At 41.6% G+C, this 20,876-nt stretch carries 20 protein-coding genes; 15 read left to right on the top strand and 5 right to left on the bottom strand.

The window, feature by feature from the left end:
* Nucleotides 1–24: 24 nt before the first annotated feature.
* The 5 genes from CLI64_RS18005 to CLI64_RS17990 all read left to right on the top strand — a co-directional run bounded on the left by CLI64_RS18005 (nt 25) and on the right by CLI64_RS17990 (nt 5,420).
* On the top strand, nt 25–1,410 hold the full coding sequence (locus tag CLI64_RS18005; RefSeq protein WP_103138490.1) for a cystathionine beta-synthase: 1,386 nt from the start codon (nt 25–27) through the stop codon (nt 1,408–1,410).
* On the top strand, nt 1,400–2,536 hold the full coding sequence (locus CLI64_RS18000) for a cystathionine gamma-synthase (protein ID WP_103138489.1): 1,137 nt from the start codon (nt 1,400–1,402) through the stop codon (nt 2,534–2,536). The genes CLI64_RS18005 and CLI64_RS18000 overlap by 11 nt, the downstream gene beginning before the upstream one ends.
* A 407-nt stretch (nt 2,537–2,943) precedes the next feature.
* Entirely contained in the window at nt 2,944–3,906 is a 963-nt protein-coding gene (locus CLI64_RS17995) for a sulfurtransferase (protein WP_192881559.1), read from the top strand.
* 48 nt (nt 3,907–3,954) lie between these two features.
* On the top strand, nt 3,955–4,128 hold the full coding sequence (locus CLI64_RS30860) for a hypothetical protein (RefSeq protein WP_157943291.1): 174 nt from the start codon (nt 3,955–3,957) through the stop codon (nt 4,126–4,128).
* A 104-nt stretch (nt 4,129–4,232) separates the two neighbouring features.
* Complete coding sequence (locus CLI64_RS17990; protein ID WP_103138488.1) at nt 4,233–5,420, top strand: YeeE/YedE family protein; 1,188 nt, start codon at nt 4,233–4,235, stop codon at nt 5,418–5,420.
* Nucleotides 5,421–5,437: 17 nt separating this feature from the next.
* Here the strand turns inward: CLI64_RS17990 and CLI64_RS30855 are convergent, their stop codons facing one another.
* Nucleotides 5,438–5,578, bottom strand: a complete 141-nt coding sequence (locus CLI64_RS30855) for a hypothetical protein (RefSeq protein ID WP_157943290.1) — start codon at nt 5,576–5,578, stop codon at nt 5,438–5,440.
* A gap of 269 nt (nt 5,579–5,847) precedes the next feature.
* Between CLI64_RS30855 and CLI64_RS17985 the strand changes: the two genes are divergently transcribed.
* The 8 genes from CLI64_RS17985 (at nt 5,848) to CLI64_RS17950 (ending at nt 14,663) form a co-directional block, all read left to right on the top strand.
* Complete coding sequence (locus tag CLI64_RS17985; RefSeq protein WP_225977383.1) at nt 5,848–7,509, top strand: FAD-binding protein; 1,662 nt, start codon at nt 5,848–5,850, stop codon at nt 7,507–7,509.
* A 4-nt stretch (nt 7,510–7,513) separates the two neighbouring features.
* The gene (locus CLI64_RS17980; RefSeq protein ID WP_103138486.1) at nt 7,514–7,855 is read left to right on the top strand and encodes a ferredoxin family protein; all 342 of its coding nucleotides are present in this window, start codon (nt 7,514–7,516) and stop codon (nt 7,853–7,855) included.
* A gap of 254 nt (nt 7,856–8,109) precedes the next feature.
* Nucleotides 8,110–9,414: an O-acetylhomoserine aminocarboxypropyltransferase/cysteine synthase family protein gene (locus CLI64_RS17975; protein WP_103138485.1), complete on the top strand. Its 1,305-nt coding sequence runs from the start codon at nt 8,110–8,112 to the stop codon at nt 9,412–9,414.
* Nucleotides 9,415–9,520: 106 nt separating this feature from the next.
* A complete protein-coding gene (gene metX / locus CLI64_RS17970) occupies nt 9,521–10,600 on the top strand; it encodes a homoserine O-acetyltransferase (RefSeq protein WP_103138484.1) in 1,080 nt (359 codons plus the stop codon).
* Between the two features lie 109 nt (nt 10,601–10,709).
* Nucleotides 10,710–11,648 carry an ABC transporter substrate-binding protein gene (locus tag CLI64_RS17965; protein WP_103138483.1) on the top strand — a complete coding sequence of 313 codons (939 nt, stop codon included), beginning with the start codon at nt 10,710–10,712 and terminating at the stop codon, nt 11,646–11,648.
* A 202-nt stretch (nt 11,649–11,850) separates the two neighbouring features.
* Complete coding sequence (locus tag CLI64_RS17960; protein ID WP_103138482.1) at nt 11,851–12,876, top strand: ABC transporter substrate-binding protein; 1,026 nt, start codon at nt 11,851–11,853, stop codon at nt 12,874–12,876.
* Between the two features lie 95 nt (nt 12,877–12,971).
* Nucleotides 12,972–13,769, top strand: coding sequence for an ABC transporter ATP-binding protein (locus CLI64_RS17955; protein ID WP_103138481.1), 798 nt, complete (start codon nt 12,972–12,974; stop codon nt 13,767–13,769).
* A 9-nt stretch (nt 13,770–13,778) separates the two neighbouring features.
* Nucleotides 13,779–14,663 (top strand): ABC transporter permease, encoded by an 885-nt coding sequence (locus CLI64_RS17950; RefSeq protein ID WP_103138480.1) that lies wholly within the window; start codon nt 13,779–13,781, stop codon nt 14,661–14,663.
* A 297-nt stretch (nt 14,664–14,960) separates the two neighbouring features.
* On the opposite strand, the gene ssuE is transcribed toward CLI64_RS17950, so the two are convergent.
* Entirely contained in the window at nt 14,961–15,527 is a 567-nt protein-coding gene (ssuE, locus tag CLI64_RS17945; RefSeq protein ID WP_103138479.1) for an NADPH-dependent FMN reductase, read from the bottom strand.
* A gap of 120 nt (nt 15,528–15,647) precedes the next feature.
* Nucleotides 15,648–16,808: an FMNH2-dependent alkanesulfonate monooxygenase gene (gene ssuD / locus CLI64_RS17940; protein ID WP_103138478.1), complete on the bottom strand. Its 1,161-nt coding sequence runs from the start codon at nt 16,806–16,808 to the stop codon at nt 15,648–15,650.
* Here ssuD and CLI64_RS31620 point away from each other — a divergent pair.
* Together CLI64_RS31620 and CLI64_RS17935 are read left to right on the top strand one after the other, a co-directional pair.
* Nucleotides 16,807–16,956, top strand: a complete 150-nt coding sequence (locus tag CLI64_RS31620; RefSeq protein ID WP_225977382.1) for a hypothetical protein — start codon at nt 16,807–16,809, stop codon at nt 16,954–16,956. The genes ssuD and CLI64_RS31620 overlap by 2 nt on opposite strands.
* Nucleotides 16,957–17,092: 136 nt before the next feature.
* Nucleotides 17,093–18,340: a tetratricopeptide repeat protein gene (locus tag CLI64_RS17935; protein WP_103138477.1), complete on the top strand. Its 1,248-nt coding sequence runs from the start codon at nt 17,093–17,095 to the stop codon at nt 18,338–18,340.
* Between the two features lie 224 nt (nt 18,341–18,564).
* Here the strand turns inward: CLI64_RS17935 and CLI64_RS17930 are convergent, their stop codons facing one another.
* Nucleotides 18,565–19,377, bottom strand: coding sequence for a PhnD/SsuA/transferrin family substrate-binding protein (locus CLI64_RS17930; RefSeq protein WP_103138476.1), 813 nt, complete (start codon nt 19,375–19,377; stop codon nt 18,565–18,567).
* Between the two features lie 158 nt (nt 19,378–19,535).
* A complete protein-coding gene (locus CLI64_RS17925) occupies nt 19,536–20,654 on the bottom strand; it encodes an aliphatic sulfonate ABC transporter substrate-binding protein (RefSeq protein ID WP_103138475.1) in 1,119 nt (372 codons plus the stop codon).
* Between the last annotated feature and the right edge of the window lie 222 nt (nt 20,655–20,876).

Below are 20,876 nucleotides of genomic sequence, written 5' to 3'. Positions count from 1 at the left end.
TAACTGAACTGAGTAGGGGTAAATATGGCTACTTATGAAAATATTTTACAAGTAATTGGTCAGACTCCTTTAGTGAAACTCAATCGAGTTACTGCCAATATTCAATCTCCTATTTATGCGAAAGTAGAGTATCTGAATCCTGGTGGTAGTACCAAAGATAGAATTGCCCTATCTATGATTGAAAATGCCGAAAAAACAGGTCAACTGCAACCAGGGGGAACTATTATTGAAGCTACCGCAGGTAATACCGGTGTGGGATTAGCACTCATTGCCGCAGTCAAAAAATATCGCTGTATTTTTGTCATGCCTGATAAAATGAGTCAGGATAAAATTAACCTGCTCAAAGCTTATGGTGCAGAAGTTGTTGTTACTCCTACCTCTGTACCGCCTGACTCCCCAGAAAGTTACAACGGTGTCGCGGAAAGACTAGCTAAAGAAATTCCTGGTGCGTATAGACCAAATCAATTTGAAAACCCCAATAATCCTTTAGCTCATTATTTAACAACTGCTCCAGAAATATGGGCAGATAGTCAAGGTAAAATTGATGTTTTTGTCGCTGGTATGGGGACTGGTGGAACAATTTCTGGAGTTGCTAAATATCTCAAAGAACAAAACCCAAATATTATTATTGTTGGTGCAGATCCAGAAGGTTCTATCCTCTCAGGAGATAGCCCTAAATCCTATAAAGTTGAAGGTATTGGGGAAGACTTTATTCCTAAGACTTTTAATCGTCAATTAGTTGATGAAATGATTCGCGTTAGCGATAAAGAATCTTTTAATATGGCGCGTCGTCTTGCTAGGGAAGAAGGCTTATTAGTGGGAGGTTCTTGTGGTACAGTAGTAGCCGCCGCCCTCAAATATGCAGCACGATTATCACAGCCAAAATATATCGTAGTTTTGTTACCAGATACAGGGAGAAATTACATTAATAAAATTTACTCTGATGCTTGGATGCAAGAGAATGGTTTTTGGGAAGGTGAAACAGTTAAAACTATAAAAATTGGTGAGATTCTACACCAAAAAACTGATTTTCCTTCTTTAGTTGCTGTTAGTCCTAGTGATACTTTAAGCCAAGCCACCAACTTACTACAAAAACTCAATATCTCTCAGTTACCTGTAATTGATCATCATCATGTAGTAGGTAGCCTTAATGAAGCATCTTTGATGAAATTTCTCTATGACGGGATTAATTTCTCAAATCAGCAAGTTTTAGCTGTGATGGGTAAACCTCTCCCAATTCTCGATGAAAATGTAGATGTTGCTGAAGCTTATCGAGTGCTGTTATCAGGAACAACTGGGATTATTATTACTCGTAATGAGATTCCCGTTGGTTTAATTACCAGAGCCGATTTAATTAGATATTGGATTAGTCAAAACCAAGAAAAATCAAAGGTAAACAATGGAATTTGAAACCAAAGCTATTCATGAAGGTCAACAATCAGATCCACAAACTGGTGCGGTGATTGTGCCGATTTATTTAACTTCTACATATCAACAAGCAGCTATAGGTCAGCACAAAGGATATGAATATTCTCGCACAGGAAACCCTACACGTAATGCTTTAGAAGAAGCTTTAGCAGCAATTGAAAATGCTCAATATGGGTTAGCATTTGCTTCTGGTTTAGCGGCTACTACTACTGTCTTAAGTCTACTTAAAAGCGGCGATCATATTGTGGCTGGTGATGATCTGTATGGTGGTACTTATCGCTTGTTAGAAAAGGTGGTGAAAAATTGGGGTGTAACCACTACCTATGTAGATATTGATGATATTTCTAACTTTGAAAAGTCTATTCAACCCAACACTAAGTTGATTTGGGTAGAAACTCCTACTAATCCCCTATTAAAAATCATTGATATTGCCGCACTAGCAAATATTGCTCATCAAAATAATCTCATTTTAGTAGTTGATAACACTTTTGCTAGTCCTTACTTTCAAAGACCACTAGAATTAGGGGCTGATATTGTAGTTCATAGTACCACCAAATATCTAGGAGGACACAGTGATATTATTGGTGGTGCAGTGGTGACATCCAATGAGCAACTATATACTGAATTGAAATTTTATCAAAATGCAATTGGGGCTGTTCCTAGTCCCTTTGATAGTTGGTTAGTGCTGCGAGGGATTAAAACTTTAGCTGTGAGAATGCGAGAACACGAAAAAAATGCTTTATTGTTAGCTAAATTTTTAGAACAGCATCCCAAAGTCGAACGGGTTTATTATCCAGGTTTACCTAGTCATGAACAACATCAATTAGCTAAATCGCAAATGTCTGGTTTTGGCGGGATGATTAGTCTGGAATTAAAAGGCGATTTTGCCGAAGTGGAAAAATTTGCTGCTCGTCTCCAGCTATTTTTGTTAGCAGAAAGTTTAGGCGGTGTAGAATCACTACTTTGCTACCCGGCAAAAATGACTCATGGTTCTTTACCACAGGAGGAAAGATATAAACGAGGAATTAATGATAATTTAGTCCGTCTTTCTGTGGGAATTGAAAACGTATTAGACTTGCAAGCTGATTTGGAAAATGCTTTGAGTTGAAAATTTGGAGTTTAGGGAACAGAGATGCTCATTTTTGGTTGGGGAAGTTTTCTATAATTCATTCCCTACCAAAAAATTAGCGATCGCTTTTTCCCTCTTCCTTCCAGTTTCTCCGCAAAATACTGCCATCTATTGACAATTTATAGCTTGTCCTTATATTTAGCACAAGTAATTATTATGAATATCTATTTATACTATATTGAATACTTATACCTCTGACTACAGTTTCGGCTTTTATAGCACTTGTGTTCCGCGTGTATATATGGAATGCTTATATACATAAAACAAAATCCCGTTTATCGCTCGATTTACAGTAAATTCTGCGGCTAGAGTAATTTATCTGGTGCTAGATGTGGCCTAACATCTGGCAAATTTCGCTTGGAATATGTAGACAATTAACAACAATCATGAAGACACGGAAATTTTCCTGGGCAAAGTTTAAGAACAACAGACTCTTTGCATTAGGACTAGCAATTTGTGCCTGTTTTTTAATTACTCCCATACTGCATTTACCAGTGTGGGGAGCTACATCTGCTGCAAAGATTCAGTTCGTTTCGCCTAATTGGGTGGTAGAGAATGCCAAAGATCCCAACCTGAGAATTTTAGATGTGAGAAATTTACCTCTAGACTATATCGATGGACACTTACCTGGAGCAGTAAATATTGCTGATACAGCCTTTCGTGGCCCCAGAGAAGGTCTACCGGTGCAATATTGGGACAATCAGAAATTGGGTCAAATACTTGCTAATTCAGGAGTTACCAATAACAGTCGTGTCCTCGTTTACTCTGACGGTAGAGATGTACTAGGCGCAACGATGGTGGCTTATTTGCTAGAACGTTCTGGAGTGCAGAACATAGCTGTATTGGATGGTGGCTACAAAGGTTACACAGCAGCATCCCAAACAGTAACTAAGGAATTTCCTAAATACAAGGTAGGTCGATTTACAGTTAAAGATAATCCTGCTGTGCGTGTCTCATTAAGTGACGTGAGAAAACTGATTGGCAAGAAAGGTGTTACATTTATCGACCCCAGACCGGCAGATTTATTCCAAGGTAAGGAAAATCTTTGGGTACGGAACGGACATATTCCTGGTGCGCGAAATATCCCTTGGCCGACCTTTACAGATGCTCAAAATCCTCACAAACTCAAATCTTTAGAGGAAATCAAACAAATCCTAGCTGACAAGAAAATTACTCCTGCTGATGACATCATCGTTAGTTGCAGTACAGGACGGGAAGCCACTCTGCAATATGTGGTGTTAAAGCATTTGTTAGGCTACCCCAAAGTTCGAGTTTATGAAGGTTCTTGGACTGAGTACAGCACTCAATCAGACTTACCTATTGCTACTGGCCCGGAACAGGTAAGTTAGAGATGCTGGATATTAGTGAAGGTGTTCTTTTCAACTAAGAGGATAAAAATGATGAAATTCGCAATGCTATTTTTTGCTGTATTACTACCCACTTTTGGTGTAGTGGATATACTCCAAGCTAGTCAAGCTGCTAATAATTCAGATCAAGACAGTTTAGTAGCTTGTACAAGGAGTAAAGACGGTCAAACCACAGACGATAAAAAAGACAGTTCTAGAGCTTAATTTTGAATAAGACAGAAGGTTAAACAAATAACCCAACACCTGTTTACGTGTTGGGTTTTGTTGCTTACCTAACTAAAAGCAAGTTATATCTGGCAAGACTAATTATGAGTAGTGGTGTTGAGAATATACATCCATCTGAATCTCGATTATTACCTCCCCGACCACAAAAATTAATTGTGGCGATCGCAATCTTCTTTTTTACAGCCGGAGCAGTCTTATTAAGTGAATTTGGCTGGCGACAAAGTGTATTATTTCTCATTGGTGGTTTATTGGGCATCAGCCTTTATCATTCTAGTTTTGGTTTTGCGTCTGCTTACCGTAAACTACTGTTGAACAAGGATGCGCGAGGAATATACGCCCAGTTGTTGATGTTAGCGATCGCTACGGTGTTATTTGCGCCAGTGTTAGCTGCTGGCAAGGTTTTTGGTCAAGAAGTTACAGGTGCGATCGCGCCTGTGGGTATATCAGGTGCGATCGGTGCATTCATTTTTGGCATCGGAATGCAATTAGGTGGTGCTTGTGGTTGCGGTACACTTTATACTATCGGTGGTGGTAGTTACACTATGCTTATCACCTTGCTCACCTTTTGTCTAGGTGCATTTTGGGCTAGTTTAACTAGACACCTCTGGGCTAGCTTACCCAAGACTGAACCCATCGTTTTAGGCGAAACTCTGGGTTGGACGGGTGCGGTAGTTCTACAGTTAGGAATTCTACTGTTGTTAGCAGGGTTGCTATGGTTGTGGAGTCAAACCAGCAAACCAGCATCAGCAGAACCTCCTTCACCCGTAGGCTTAGGATTTTTATCTGGCTCTTGGTCAATATTTACAGGAGGAATAGCCTTAGCTGTACTTAATTGGCTTACCCTGATAATTTCTGGTGAACCTTGGCGAATTACTTGGGGCTTTGCTTTGTGGACAGCCAAAATTGCCATAGTTTTTGGTTGGAATCCCTCCACAAGTCAGTTTTGGGATGGCGACACAGCCTTATCCGATAGCGTGTTTGCAGATGTGACATCTGTGATGAATTTGGGTATTGTCTTGGGTGCATTATTAGCAGCCGCCTTAGCCGGAAAACTTACGCCGCAAACTCAAGTTAGCCCATCAAAAATTTTTGCTACATTGATTGGTGGTTTAATCATGGGTTATGGTGCTTTTACTGCCTTCGGATGTAATGTCAGTGCCTTTTTCAGTGCCATTGCTTCCACTAGCCTACATGGTTGGGTTTGGATCATTTGCGCTTTGTTAGGTACTGCAATTGGTATTAAGCTACGTCCTTTGTTCCATCTAAGTTGAGAGTGCTGAGTTTTGAGTCAAAAGTCAAGAGTTTCTGGTGTTCTGCCAAGAGAAGTTGGCAAGGTTAATAGCAGTACAAAATCTCTTTCTTTCCCTGGAACCTCTGCTTGCCCTAGCCTAGCAATTAGGGGTTGGTGAACTACTGGTGGGACTGCCACATTAAGAAACTACTAACAAAAATATATTCACTCAAGATTTCAGTTCCAGAGTTCAATCTGGAATTATTTTTCTAAAGAAAACTTAGAAAACCTAATATTTAGTGTATCATAATGAATATTTTAAAGATTGTTCCTACTGTCTAAAACAATAAACTCAGACTTGCTCTTTGAGGGGGTTCGTCTTGAGGTTAACTATGTCAAAGGTTTTATAGACTGTGGAACGAACTCTGAGGAATTGACAAATCAATATCCACCAGGAGGAAAAAGAATTGCTTACAAATTATAGTGAAGATGAACTACAGTTAACTGCTGATGTATTGGTCATTGGTGGTGGCCCTGCTGCTGCATGGGCAGCTTGGGCGGCTGCAACTCAAGGTGTTAAAGTCATCATTGCTGATAAAGGATTTCTCGGTACAAGTGGTGCAGCTGCCGCTAGTGGTAATGGCATTATGGCTCCTTCTCCAGAAAATTGGGAAAAGGTTGTATCAGAGCGTTATCGCATAGGAAAAAACCTCGCTAACTTACGTTGGATTGAGAGGGTGATCGAAAAAACTTGGCTCAGTTTACCCTTAGTGGAAAACTGGGGCTATCGTTTCCCTAAAGAAAATGGGGAATCGGTGCGTCAGAGTTATTACGGCCCGGAATATATGCGGGTAATGCGAAAAAACCTCTTACGTGTCGGGGTGGAGATTCTTGATCAGAGTCCTGTTTTAGAACTTTTGTTGGCTGAAGATGGCTCAGTGGCAGGAGCCAGAGGTGTACAGAGACAAAATCATCGTACCTATACTGTTCGTGCTGGTGCAGTAGTCATGGCTAATGGCGGTTGTGCATTCTTGAGTAAAGCATTAGGTTGCAATACTAATACAGGTGATGGAATGCTGATGGCGGTGGAAGCTGGTGGCGAACTCTCTAGTATGGAAGCTTCAAATCACTATGCCATCTCCACAGGTTTTAATGCCACAGTCACAAGGGGCGTTCCTTTTGGCTGGGCTAGTTATAGCGATGAAGCAGGTAATGATTTAGGTGGTTATATCAATGGTCGCCGTGACCCTGCTTTTCTTCCTAATGCTCTTTTAAAAGGCTCTGTTTACGCTCGTTTGGATAGGGCTACACCAGAGGTGAAAGCTGTGATTGAAAAGTCCCATTTCATCGCTTTTCTGCCCTATAAAAAAGCTGGGATTGATCCCTATACAGAGAGAGTACCAGTCACTCTGGTTTTAGAAGGTACAGTGCGCGGTACCGGTGGAATTAGAATTATTAACGATAGTTGTGGCACAACAGTTCCTGGTCTTTATGCGGCTGGGGATGCAGCGTCACGGGAGTTTCTCGCTGGTTTAGCTTCTGGAGGTGGCGGGCCGAATGCGGCTTGGGCAATCTCTACAGGACAATGGGCGGGAGTAGGAGCAGCAGAATTTGCCAAGAGTCTAGGTGTTCATGCTCATCAACGAGTGGTGCGTCCTGCTGGTCAAGTGGGATTACGATGCCTGCGGCAACCCCTTCGGGCAACGCCTTCACCAACTTCCGAAACATTTGATAGTGAAGCGATCGTGCGCGGTGTCCAAGCTGAGATGTTTCCACTAGAGAAGAATTATTTACGCTCAGAGAAGGGTCTGCTGGATTCTCTCGCCAAATTAGAAACACTTTGGCAGCAATTACAAATGACCCCGAAACAAGATAGTGTACGCGATATAGAAGTTTCGCGCCGTGCTGCGGCTCTGACTGCTGTCGCTCGATGGGCATATTTTAGTGCTTTACATCGCACAGAAAGCCGCAGTGAACATATCCGCGTTGATTATCCCGAAACCGATATTAATCAGCGTTATTATCAAGCCACAGGTGGCTTAGACAAGTTATGGGTGAGACGAGATTGGATTACAGAACCAATTGCCACATCCCCAGTAGTTAACAATCCCACTCCAGCCTCAGTATAATTTTATGATTGAACTTGTCAGCCATCAGCTTTGTATTAATTGCAATGTGTGCGTCAAAGTGTGTCCGACCAATGTCTTTGATGCAGTTCCCGACCAACCACCGGCGATCGCCCGCCAGGAAGATTGTCAAACTTGTTTCATGTGTGAAGCATATTGTCCTGCGGACGCGCTCTATGTCGCGCCGGAATCTCATACCAATGTCGCAGTCAATGAAGATGATTTAATTGCTAGTGGCATCATGGGTGAATACCGACGCATCTTGGGTTGGGGATATGGTAGAAAAAACAATAGTGAATTAGATACTGCTCATAAACTGCGCCAACTCCCGCGTCCATATCAAAGTTAATTGGGATGTTTGATTTAATACCTTCGCTAAACAGAGTATCAAGAAGACTAATTTAGACAATCATCTTTTTGGTTTGTTGACCAAAGAAGGCAGGGGAAGAAAGAAAAACTGCTTCCCCTAATCTCTTCGCTGACTATTGACTTATGAAAGTTAACAGTCACATAATCTTGAATTTTAAACTTGAATGCTAATATACTTAAAGCCTATAGACTTATGCTTATTTAGCAGTATATATTGCCTGTCTGTAATTTTTTATGTCTGAAAAATATCGCTTTGAAACTTTGCAAGTCCACGCAGGACAAGAACCAGCCGTAGGAACTAATGCCCGTGCTGTACCAATTTATCAAACCACTTCTTACGTCTTTGATGATGCAGATCATGGGGCGCGGTTGTTTGCGCTGCAAGAGTTTGGCAACATTTACACGCGGATCATGAATCCGACCACAGATGTATTTGAAAAGCGCATTGCAGCCTTAGAGGGAGGTGTAGCAGCATTAGCCACCTCTAGTGGTCAGGCGGCGCAGTTCTTAGCTATCAGCACGATCGCTCAAGCCGGGGATAATATTGTTTCCACCAGTTTTTTATATGGGGGAACGTATAACCAATTTAAAGTTTCTTTACCACGTTTAGGAATCAATGTCAAGTTTGTCGAAGGCGATGATGTAGAAACTTTTCGTCAGGCGATCGATGATCGCACAAAAGCATTGTATGTGGAAACTATTGGCAATCCCCAATTCAATATTCCCGACTTTGCGGCTTTAGCCCACATTGCCCATGAAAATGGCATTCCCCTAATTGTTGATAATACCTTTGGGGCTGGTGGCTATTTGGCTCGACCAATTGAATATGGTGCAGATATTGTAGTTGAGTCTGCAACTAAGTGGATTGGTGGTCACGGCACTTCTATCGGGGGTGTAATTGTCGATTCTGGTAAATTTGACTGGGGTAATGGCAAATTTCCCGTATTTACAGAACCATCACCTGGTTATCATGGGCTGAATTTTCAAGAGGTATTTGGTGTAGGTAGTCCCTTCGGGAATATTGCCTTTATTATTCGCGCCAGAGTAGAAGGCTTAAGAGATTTCGGCCCCTCATTGAGTCCATTTAACGCATTTTTATTATTGCAAGGATTAGAAACACTGTCTTTGCGTGTAGACCGCCATGTCTCCAACGCCTTAGACTTAGCCCAGTGGCTAGAACAACAACCGCAAGTAGCATGGGTAAACTATCCCGGACTTCCCCATCACCCCTATCATGAGCGAGCCAAAAAATATCTCAGACACGGATTTGGTGGCGTATTAAATTTTGGCATCAAAGGCGGACTAGAAGCGGGTAAAGCCTTTATTAATCATGTGAAATTGGCAAGTCACTTAGCAAACGTAGGTGATGCTAAAACCCTTGTCATTCATCCTGCTTCCACAACCCATCAACAACTCAGTGATACAGAACAACTTTCCGCCGGTGTCACCCCTGATTTAGTGCGTGTCTCAGTGGGAATTGAACACATCGACGATATTAAAGAAGATTTTGAGCAAGCATTTCAAAAGATTAGTCATTAGTCATTAGTTATTAGAGAACGGGAAGGGTGTAGGAATGTAACGGAAAAGAGAATATTCCTGCCCAATTCCCTATGCCCCATGCCCTATTCCCCATGCCCCATTCCCCATGAACTACCAGCATTTCATTTCACCACAAACTCAGTATTATCATTTACCAAAGCCATTTGAGTTAGAAGGAGGCGAAGTTTTAACTGGGGTTCAGGTCGCTTATCGGACTTGGGGAAAGTTGAACTCGGCCGGTGATAATGGAGTGCTGATTTGTCATGCTTTAACTGGTTCGGCTGATGCTGACGAATGGTGGGAAGGTTTGTTGGGTGCAAACAAAGCACTAGATAGCGATCGCGATTTTATTATATGCAGCAATATTTTGGGCAGTTGTTACGGCACTACGGGAGCAACTAGCATCAATCCCCAAACCGGAATCCCTTACGGTGCATCATTTCCAGCAATTACGATTCGGGATATGGTGCGCTTACAAGCTGTACTGATTCAACATCTGGGAATTAAATCTTTACAGTTAGTCATTGGTGGCTCACTGGGCGGGATGCAGGTACTAGAGTGGGCGTTACTATATCCAGAAATCGTACAAGCGATCGCACCTATTGCCACTTCCGGTAGACATTCAGCTTGGTGTATTGGCTTGAGTGAAGCTCAAAGACAGGCTATCTATGCTGATCCTAACTGGAAAGGGGGTAACTACACACCAGAACAGCCACCCAGCCAAGGACTTGCGGTAGCGCGGATGATGGCGATGAGTGCTTACCGTTCTTGGCACAGCTTTACAGACCGTTTTGGACGACAATATGATGATGTGGCTGATCAATTTGCGATCGCTAGCTATTTACAACATCATGGTCAAAAGCTAGTACAAAGATTTGATGCTAACACTTACATCACTCTCACCCAAGCAATGGATAGTCATGATATTGCTCAAGGTCGAGATTATCAATCTGTTTTGCAAAGCATTAAACAACCTGCTTTAGTTGTGGCTATTGATTCTGACATTCTTTATCCGCCGATAGAACAACAAGAACTCGCAGATTTCATCCCTCATGCTCAACTGGGCTGGTTGCAATCTAGCTATGGTCATGATGCTTTTTTAATTGATACAGCAGTTCTTAATCAGCTAGTGATTAACTTTCGACAATCTTTAGGTTTAAAAACCCTCTCTGATGTCACACTTTAGCTCAGAGCCATCATTCTCTGTAAGAGTGTAAAAAAATATTTTTAATCTTGACTAAATACTAGTATTTACCGGAGAATAAAACTTGCTTATACAAATAAGGAGATAGACCTTGAGTAACACCAATCTGGCACTCAAGAAAATTACTACTGAGATTAGTGGGACAGTCTTCTCACTTCCCTACTATGTAGCTCGTGACCAAGGCTATTTTGCTGACTTAGGAATAGAGATAGAGTTTGTTAAACGGAATTATGGCGATCGCCCTGCCAATATCACACTGATTGATGATCATCGTCAAGTAAGTTCTTTTGGTGGTACGTCTTTGTTTGAGCAAGGCCGAAGCAGCCTCTATCGGGCTTGCGAATGGGGTCAAGTACGTCGCACATATGATAGTTGTCGTGGTGGACAGGTAATCGCTAAACGAGCTGCGATTGCTAGCCAAGCCATTATTGTGCGTCCAGACTCGCCCTATAATATCCCCCAAGACTTAGCTAATGTACCGGTAGGAGTCAACTTCCATCACGGTTCTCACTACATTGCTATTCAAACCCTAGAAGGCTTTTTACCTCAAGAAGAGATTAAAGTCGTACACATTGAAGGTGGTGGACAAAATAAACAATTCAACCGCTTTGTGGCTTTGCGTGATGGACTGGTTGATGCGGTTGCAGTGATGGAACCTTGGATTACGGTTGCAGAAAAACTGGGCTACAAAATTATTGCTGAGGCTCACTATGTGGGGCTAGAAATTGCTAGTTCAGAAGTAGATCAAGAGAGCTTCGAGGCTATCAACAAAGCTATTCGTCGAGCTGTCAAGGATCTACAAGCAGACCCCATCCGCTATACAAAGTATCTTATAGATGACGTATCTGAAGAGATTGTCCAACTTGAACCTTCAGATTTCCGTCGTAACCGTCTGCGCTACTCAGATCCGGCACCATACTCTGAAGCTGATTTTCAACGCACATACAACTGGATGGTGAAGTGGGGACTCATTCAACCTGATGCGTCCTTCCAACAAATAGTTGATAACAGAGTTCTTACAGCCAATTGATTGTGTCATCTCTCGCCCTACAAACGTGGGCTGCTCCAAATTAGGGAAAACCCACGTTTTTTTTGAGGTAGTAAAGCATTTTGGCAAGGGGTTTTTAAGCACACGGAACGATGAGACTCTCTAAAATCGACTAAATACATAAGAATGCCTGAGTATAAGTTTTAATTATAAAAACTAATTGGCATCAATCTTGAGTAAACAAATGCACACACGTAGAGAATTCTTGAAATATGCGTCTTTAGGAGCTACGACTGCTCTAGCAACAACAGCTTGGGATAGCATCACTCAGCCTGCTGCTAGCCAAGGAACTATCAGCGTCAAACTAGGAGCAGTAAGCGGGATTAATTCCATTGACGTTTGGATTCCCGAAGACTTGGGTTATTTTGATGCGGCTGGCTTGAATGCTCAAGTAATTACTTTTCAAAGTGGTGCGAAGATGCGCGATGCGTTGATTGCAGGAGAAATTGATTTTGCGGCTCAAGCACCTTTACACGTCTACTTATCGCGGCTCAGAGGAGTGCCTCTAAATATTGTCGCTAACCGTCGTAATCTAGTTGATACTTCCTTAGTAGTACGTTCTGATTTGCGTTCTCAAATTAAGAGTGTTAATGACCTGAAGGGAAGAAAGGTTTCAGCTGGAGAAATTGGTACTTGGAGTTGGGCTGTGTTTGTCACATACCTGCGTCAACATGGTTTGAGCGACAAAGATGTCGAATATGTTCAAAGTACGACGGCTTCTACTTATACACTGTTGAAAACTCGTCAGGTGGATGCAGCGATCGCAGGTGCGCCTGACCTACACAGACTAATCAAAGAAGGAACGGTTTTTCAACTGCTGAATGGTTTAGATCCAAACGTGCATAAGAAATATTTTGGAGCTAATGAGGCGATGACGCGTGCTTGGCTCAGTCACGACAGAGTGACATCCCAAAAGCCGGAAGCCGTGAAAAGATTGGTTACAGTCGTCAATCGGACTTTCACTTATATGCACCAAACCCCACCGGAACAAATCTTGAAAGTGGTAGGTAAACGTTTTGATCGTACTAATTTAGATGCTATTCTCACAGGTCTGCGGACGGAACTCAAGCGTTCTGTTCCTCGCAATGCTTCTATTAGTCAAGCAGCATATCTTGCAGACCAAAGAGTATTTGTAAATACGGGAATTATTAAGAAAGTAGTTCCTTATTCTCAAGGTGTATTTGATAAGTTTGCAGGACGTAGAGCCTAGTTTAGCTATCCTGATAATTTCTGAGTCAAAACCAGGGGAGACAACAGAACTCCCAACACATATTTTCTTGTGAAAGCGTAGGGAGAATCTGAAATATGTCAACCCCGATGATTGATACCCAAAATCTCAGTATTGCTTATTGGAGTAAGAATAAGCGGATTGAGGCATTACAGAATGTGAGCTTAAGCATTAATGCTGGCGAATTTGTCAGCTTAATTGGCCCTAGTGGCTGCGGCAAAAGTACATTACTGAATGTGATTGCAGGGTTAGTTAGTCCTGGTACAGAGGTGAATGGTAGTTTTAATACGAGTGGGATTAAAGAAATTGGCTATTTGTTTCAAAAGCAAACTTTACTACCCTGGCGTACAGTCATAGATAACGTCACTGCACCTTTAGAAATTCGTGGTTTACCCAAAACTGAAGGCAGAAAAAAAGCCTTAGCATTGCTAGAAAAATATGGTTTGTCGGGGTTTGAGCAGAGTTTTCCCAGAGAACTTTCGGGAGGAATGCAGCAGCGTGTGTTGCTGATTCGGACGCTGATTTATGAACCAGATGTAGTGTTACTTGATGAGCCTTTGAGTAGTTTAGATGCTCAAACACGCGCTCTGTTACAGGATGAATTTCTGCGATTATGGCGTGATACGGGATGCACTTTTATCTTAGTAACTCATGACTTAGATGAAGCGATCGCGCTTTCTGAGCGAGTATTTTTATTGAGTGCGCGTCCTGGCAAAATTGTCAAGGAATTTCAGATTGATTTACCCAAAGAACGATCCGCGATCGCTATTCGTACAGATCCCAGATTTCAACAAATTCAGCGTGAGATGTGGTCAGAATTGACGACACAGGTATTACAACAGCAAGACCGAGGATTTGCACTTTTTAAAAGTTAATTGGATAACATGAGAACTACCCGCAATCGCACCTTAAACCTTGGACAATCTCCTCTCTCTGCTAGTGAGAAAAAACCCCAAAATTCCGATTCTCAGAACATTCAAAGTAAATGGGGAAAAAGCATACTCCAACTAGCAATCCAGCTAACACCTCTAGCTGTGATTCTGCTGGTGTGGGAAGTCGGTACAGGGGCGTTTAATATTCCTCAGTTTATTGAACCTGCACTGGTGGGGAAACCGAGTGCGATCGTCCTAGAGGTATGGGATTTATTATCTAGCGGTAGTGTATTTCAACATATTTTTGTCACCTTTCAAGAGGCAATGACTGGGTTAGTCTTAGCAATGATTGGCGGTATTAGCTTGGGAATTGTTCTGGCTTATTCCCCATCAGGTGCAAGGATAGCTCTTCCTTATGTGCAGATATTTAATTCTTTACCTCGTATTGCTTTAGCTCCCTTCTTTATTGTCTGGTTTGGGATTGGATTACTCTCCAAAGTCTTGCTAGCTGCTTTAGCCGCTTTTTTCCCTATATTTTTTACCACTTATCAGGGACTCCAAAGTATTGAACGCGAGTTAGTTGCAGCTTTTCAAGTTATGGGTGCGAATCGCTGGCAGATGTTGCATATGGTTGTACTACCTTCGGTTCTGAGTTGGGTAATAGCTGGGATTCGCACGAGTTTGGGTATGGCTTTAGTCGGAGCTTTGGTAGCTGAATATATTGGTTCAACCCAGGGTTTAGGTTATCTATTGATGGCAGCACAGGGAACTTTAAACGTTGATAAAGCCTGGGCAATATTGGTAATTTTGGCATTTATCAGTGTTTTACTAGATTGGGGAGTACGCGTTTTAGAAGCCTACGTTTTGCGCTGGCGACCAAATCCTAGAGAACTTTAGCAAAAACAGCAGATGGTTGGAAATAGCCCATCTGCTAGAAAAAAAGAATCAATGAGAAATTTAACGCCGTGTGCAACTTTCTCTCAAACCTAACCCCCAACCCCTTCCCTTGTAGGGAAGGGGAGCAAGATTTAGAGCCTCTACGCCACTTGCTTCTCCCAAGGGGAGACGCTACGCGAACAAGTCGGGAAACCCGCCCAACGCAGTGGCTTCTCCTTGGAGGGGAGAGGTACTCTACGAGAAGAGCTTCGCTCTATGGAGAGGGGTTTCAAAAATTAAGTTGCACATCGCGTAAATTTAGTTACTGTGGGCTAATTGTTTAGTTTGATTCTGGGAATAATCCACTGCAAGAGCAAACTCTTTCAGGACATCTTGCAATCTTTGGTTGATTTCTTCATCAATTTGTACACTACCATCAGTGAGAATTTGAATTTGCTTATCAACTGCGTATACTGTGCTTAATATATGTCGTGCGCCTAATTCAGATAACACAGGTTTTAGGGCATACTCAACTGATAATAAATGGGCAATTGTCCCACCTGTTGCTATTGGTAGTATGACTTTGCCTACGAAGGCTTTCTGGGGTAATAAGTCTAAAAATGCTTTCAGGACACCTGTGTAAGCTGCTTTGTAAATGGGAGTAGCAATAATGATACCACTGGCTTTTTCTATTAAAGCTTTGGGTTTTTGTAATGCAGCACTATCATAGCGTCCATAGGCTAAGTCTTCGGCTGGTATATCTCGAACTGAGATGATATCTATATCTATACCTGGCTGTGATAAAGTTTTGGCAGCGTGTTCTAGAATAGCGTAAGTTCTGGAAGGATGAGAGGGACTGCCGGCGATCGCTAATATATGTGTCATGTGATACTGAATTGGGATCAATAGTATTGTTTCGAGATTCGGGAATAGTCTAAGAATCTAGGTTTTGAATCCAAAATCCAAAATCCAAAATCCAAAATTGCTATGAAAGATGTCCTGGGATTAATCTACAGTGGCAATTGTCCGAGTTTTGGTTAGTTGATCGGGGAATTCTTGGTTGGCTACAACTTCACCAAAGGGGCTTAATAGTTGCGGTTCTAAGGTTGGTTGATGCTGTAAGGGCAAACGTGGGAAAAGTAATTCTGCTACTCGGTAAGCTTCTTCTAGGTGGGGATAGCCGGAGAAGATGAAGGTATCGATACCTAATTCTTGATATTCCAACATTCTCTGCGCCACAGTATCAGGATCACCTACTAAGGCAGTTCCCGCACCACCACGCACTAAACCAACTCCCGCCCATAGGTTGGGGCTGATCTCTAGGGCTTCGCGAGAGCCGTTGTGTAGTGTAGTCATCCGGCGTTGTCCTTCGGAATCCATCCGTGCGTAAGCTTTTTGGGCTTTGGCGATCGCCGCATCATCCACATAGCGAATTAAGTCGTTAGCTGCATCCCAAGCTTGGCTTTCCGTCTCCCGCACAATTACGTGGAGACGAATCCCAAAGCGTAATGTTCTCTCTTGCTCTGCGGCTAATCGGCGTACATTAGCTATCTTTTGGGCAACTTGCGCTGGTGGTTCACCCCAAGTTAAATACACATCTACGTGTTTGGCAGCAATTTCTTGAGCTATGGGAGAAGAACCACCGAACCACAAAGGTGGATAAGGTTTCTGGACTGTGGGAAATAACAGCTTACCATCTTGAATATTTAGATAATCTCCTTGGAAATTGGCTGTTTCTCCGGCGGCAATTTCTCGCCACACTCCTAAAAATTCATCTGTGAGTTTGTAGCGATCGTCATGGGACAGATGCAATCCATCTCCAGCCAATTCTACTGGATCGCCCCCAGTCACCACGTTAATTAATAACCTCCCACCGGAAATGCGATCAAATGTTGCCGCCATCCTGGCTGCTACTCCTGGTGACATCAAACCTGGACGTATGGCTACCAAAAACTTCATCTGTTTGGTATGCGTCACTAAAGTTGATGCCAAAATCCAAGCATCTTCACAAGAACGTCCTGTAGGCAATAATGCTCCAGCAAAACCTAAGTGATCCACTGCTTGAGCAATCTGTCGCCAGTAATCAAAGTTGACTACTCGCCCCCCTATGGCAGTACCTAAATAGCGTCCTTCACCGTGAGTCGGAATAAACCAAAGTAGCTGCATGATATCTTTGCCAGAACAACATTTCCTGATTTTAATTACGGTGAGTTTATCGGTTTACCGTATTATTTCACTTTTAGAATATGCCACAGATATGTCGGTAAATCAATACTTTTACAAAATTAAATACAGTTTGTCTACCGAGTTTTAGTATTTTACTGGTTGCGGTTTTGTGGTGAGTGTGACATACTCATGTCCATAAGTACATTATTCCGACCAACTTACCGGAGTTTTGTTTGAGAGATGTGATTACCACTTCTCGAAAATTGTGGTGCAAGGGGTTTATTATGCTTAAAGATGCACAGGGATTAATAGTTACGACAGATTCAACCCAAGCGATCGCCGCCATTAACCGTTTTAGCGATCAGATGTTGGCCTATGGTAAAGATGCAGAAACAGCAATTTTAGAAGCAATTGCGGCAGATCCCACTTGTGCATTAGCCCATGCTTATGCGGCGGCTTATTATCTCACCCAAGAAAACCGCAAAGCTTGGCAGCAAGCTCTACCATATCTGCAAACAGCACAACAAAATTGCGCCAAAATTACTAAAAGAGAATATTTATATGTGCAAGCTATTTCAGCTTGGGCAAATCAAGAAATTGATGTCGCGATCGCCTTACATGAACAAATTACTGATCAGTTTCCTCGTGATTTGATTTCCGTACAGCAGGGACAGTATCACTATTTTTACACTGGCAACAAAGATAAATTATGCAAAATTGCCCAGAAAGTTTTACCAAGCAATCCTGAGAATCATTATTTATACGGTATGGTGGCGTTTGGTTTAGAACAATGTCATCAACTCAATGCCGCAGAAAAGATAGCACGTCAGGCGATCGCGTTAAATCGATATGATGCTTGGGCGCATCATGCTATTGCTCATGTGATGGAAACTCAAGGAAGAGTCGATGAGGGGATAGCTTGGATGGAGAATTTTGCAGATACCTGGGAAAATTGCAACTCCATGCTCTACACCCACAACTGGTGGCACATCGCACTGTATTATTTAGATTTAAAAAATTACCAAAAAGTTCTGCAACTTTACGATCAGCACATTTGGCAGCGTGCTAATAAACAATCTCCTAAAGACCAAGTGGGGGCAATTTCATTATTATTGCGGCTAGAGTTGCGTGGTGTGAATGTGGGCGATCGCTGGCAAGGTATCAGTCCTTATCTTTACAGCCGCATTGATGAACACGCTTTACCATTTCAAGATTTGCATTATGTCTATGCTCTTACCAGAGCCGGACATGATGATTGGGTGCATCAAATGCTTGTGAGTATGCAGCATCACACTTTCAGTATTAATCCTTTCTTACGTCGGAGTTGGTTGGAAGTAGCAATTCCTGCCGCTAGAGGAATGTTTGCTCACGCCAAGGGCGATTTTCGCACAACTATTGCAGAATTACAGCCGGTTTTATCAAGGTTGCATGAAATTGGCGGGAGTCATGCACAGCGAGTTTTATTTCGGCAGATTTATCAAGATGCTCTATTAACAGTACAAAAGGAGAGTTGGGTTTATGCAGTTTCTTGAAAATCAACTGGCTAAGTAGAACGACTTGAAAAAAACAAACTATGTGAAGTAATGTGAAAAGATTGGAATCTAGTTCGTAGTAAGGACTTCAGTCCTTATTAGAGGACTTTAGTCCTCTCTACGAGACGCTTGCGCGTAGCTTGCTTCCCCGCAGGGGTACACTACAAACCTTGAATTATCTACACCATTCTACTTACATAGTTTCTAACGGTTGTCGTTATTCTTTAGGACAAAGTGAGAAAAGAGCGATCGCGATAAATTTGATTTAATATTTCATAGTCCTCTAATTGCACTGGTGCAAAACGTCTGACTCCAAATTGTTGCATTACTTTTTGCAGTTGCTCATCTGGTTGGAGTAATGCCAACTGTATTTGTTGAGTTAAAGATATACCCAGATGTTGTGCTGCTGCTAATGGTGGCATCGGTGAAGGCCCTAACACTTCCACCACACGCAAATACTGTGATAGTTCGGGAAAATCCTTTAATTCCTGTTCGAGTACCACACTATCAATTGCAGCACAATCTGCTAATCCCTCAATTACCCAGCGAATTGAGTGCTGATGTGAGCCTGATTGGAGAGTTTTGCTAAAGAAATTTTGAGGACTTTTTTCTTGAGTTAATCTCTGACAAAGTAAATTGTAACCGCTATTAGAACCAGAGTCGTTATAACAAAATATTTTGTCTGCTAAATCTGTAAACTTATGAATATCACTCTGGGAATTGACAATTACATCTGCATAATAAATGGGCTGATTATGATATCTCGATGATTGCATTACAGGTGCAACCAGAGTTTGCCATTGATTGGGAACTGTTTGACTGTAGCGAATTAGCGGTAATCCACAAATAAAAGCTAGGTCTATTTGGTCTTGCAACAATAGGGGGTCTACTAAAGGGTCATATTCACTTTGTTGTAAGTGTAAATCTATTTGTAAACAACGACTTAAATAAGTAGCGATCGCTTGATAAAATTCAAACCAATTGGGAGATAAATAAGACGTGATTTGCAAATTTTTAGGAATGTTATTTTTTTGCATAATATTATATGTATAAGCTGGATATAATTATACATTATCTAATTTTAGCAAGAAATAAATGCAAAACCCTAGTTTGTTGAATAAACCAGGGTTTTTTATCAAATATTTTTGGTTAAAAGCTCAATTCAGAATCAAGTGAACAGCAAATTCTCCCAATATTATTTTTTAGCTAAAACTTCTTGAGGAGTAATTGCAGTATATTGTTCTGGTGTTAAAAAACCATCTCTAACATTGACTTTTTTGGGTATCAGTCCCAAGGTGTACCACTTATCAGCCACTTCTTGCTGTTTAGTAATAATCTGCTCAGTAATTGGTATGAGTGTAAAGTCATACTTACTGTGCATAATCTCTAGTGTAGGTGCATCAAGTTGAGTAATTGGAGCAAGTAATGTTGCTAGTTCTTTAGGATTATTTTTAGACCAATTCTGAGCTTTTTGCAGTTCTTCTAGAAAAATCTTAATGACTTCAGGATTTTCTTGATAAAACTTACGGGTTGTAGAGAAAAAGTTATTAGTATCTCGCAAACCATTACCACCATCTGTCAATACTTTCCCTACCTTCTGCTGAACATTTCTAGTCACAAATGGTTCCCAAATAAACCAAGCATCAACTTTTCCCTGGCTAAATGCTACATTCGCATCTGGAGGTGGTAAGAAAATGGACTGTATATCACTGAGTTTTAACCCTTCTCTCTCTACGGCTCTCACTAAGAGATAATGACCAATAGATGCTTTTTGGAAGGCAATTTTTTTTCCTTTTAAATCTTTCACACTTTTAGCAGTCGAGTTAGCAGGAACTAAAAGTGAAACTGCTTTCCCATCGGAAGAATTAGCCGCTAAATAAACCAGAGGTGTCCCGGCGGCTTGGGCAAAAATAGGAGGTGATTCTGCTGTTGAAGCAATATCCAGCGCGTTTGTATTTAAGGCTTCTAATTGCTGAGGGCCAGCAGCAAACTCAGGCCACTCCACCTTGTAGCCTAAAGGTTCTAATCTTTGTTCTAATATGCGTTTTTGTTCTAGAACTGCTAATGCTGTCAGTTGTTTAGAACGGACGATTCTGACTACTTTATTAATATTATTAGTATTAGTTTGATTCGCAACATCTGATTTTGGTACATCTGCTTGCTGCTGAGTATTATTTTGTGGACTACTGCAACTAAATATTGTGGTAGATAATACTAAGCTATAACCAAAAGCAAATAAGGCATGACGACGAGTAATAGGTTGACGTTGCCATGATTTAATTTGAAGTTTTAAAGTTTTTATCAATTGATTCATTTGCCATTACCAAGCTGTTGAAGAGGATCAAGTTTAATTAGAAAAAATAAGGTGGTTTACCCACCTTATATGACCGATTAGAGGTTTACTGTGGCAAAACTTATGGCTGAAGCATATGGGCGTTATTGAGATAGTAAAAAATTGCCAAGATTAAGCAATTTGTAATTATTTTTCCTTTGTGGTGAATGGGGATAAGGAAATGGGAATTGAGGAAAAATGGTG

Origin of the sequence: Nostoc sp. CENA543, assembly GCF_002896875.1 — a bacterium.
Classification (GTDB): Bacteria; Cyanobacteriota; Cyanobacteriia; order Cyanobacteriales; family Nostocaceae; genus Trichormus.
This window is presented reverse-complemented; position numbering and strand designations above follow the sequence as displayed.

Coding starts and splice junctions, on each gene's coding strand:
- CLI64_RS18005 (WP_103138490.1), top strand. CDS start 25: ATGGCTACTTATGAAAATATTTTACAAGTAATTGGTCAGACTCCTTTA.
- CLI64_RS18000 (WP_103138489.1), top strand. CDS start 1,400: ATGGAATTTGAAACCAAAGCTATTCATGAAGGTCAACAATCAGATCCA.
- CLI64_RS17995 (WP_192881559.1), top strand. CDS start 2,944: ATGAAGACACGGAAATTTTCCTGGGCAAAGTTTAAGAACAACAGACTC.
- CLI64_RS30860 (WP_157943291.1), top strand. CDS start 3,955: ATGATGAAATTCGCAATGCTATTTTTTGCTGTATTACTACCCACTTTT.
- CLI64_RS17990 (WP_103138488.1), top strand. CDS start 4,233: ATGAGTAGTGGTGTTGAGAATATACATCCATCTGAATCTCGATTATTA.
- CLI64_RS17980 (WP_103138486.1), top strand. CDS start 7,514: ATGATTGAACTTGTCAGCCATCAGCTTTGTATTAATTGCAATGTGTGC.
- CLI64_RS17975 (WP_103138485.1), top strand. CDS start 8,110: ATGTCTGAAAAATATCGCTTTGAAACTTTGCAAGTCCACGCAGGACAA.
- metX (WP_103138484.1), top strand. CDS start 9,521: ATGAACTACCAGCATTTCATTTCACCACAAACTCAGTATTATCATTTA.
- CLI64_RS17960 (WP_103138482.1), top strand. CDS start 11,851: ATGCACACACGTAGAGAATTCTTGAAATATGCGTCTTTAGGAGCTACG.
- CLI64_RS17955 (WP_103138481.1), top strand. CDS start 12,972: ATGTCAACCCCGATGATTGATACCCAAAATCTCAGTATTGCTTATTGG.
- CLI64_RS17950 (WP_103138480.1), top strand. CDS start 13,779: ATGAGAACTACCCGCAATCGCACCTTAAACCTTGGACAATCTCCTCTC.
- ssuE (WP_103138479.1), bottom strand. CDS start 15,527: ATGACACATATATTAGCGATCGCCGGCAGTCCCTCTCATCCTTCCAGA.
- CLI64_RS31620 (WP_225977382.1), top strand. CDS start 16,807: ATGATATCTTTGCCAGAACAACATTTCCTGATTTTAATTACGGTGAGT.
- ssuD (WP_103138478.1), bottom strand. CDS start 16,808: ATGCAGCTACTTTGGTTTATTCCGACTCACGGTGAAGGACGCTATTTA.
- CLI64_RS17935 (WP_103138477.1), top strand. CDS start 17,093: ATGCTTAAAGATGCACAGGGATTAATAGTTACGACAGATTCAACCCAA.
- CLI64_RS17930 (WP_103138476.1), bottom strand. CDS start 19,377: ATGCAAAAAAATAACATTCCTAAAAATTTGCAAATCACGTCTTATTTA.
- CLI64_RS17925 (WP_103138475.1), bottom strand. CDS start 20,654: ATGAATCAATTGATAAAAACTTTAAAACTTCAAATTAAATCATGGCAA.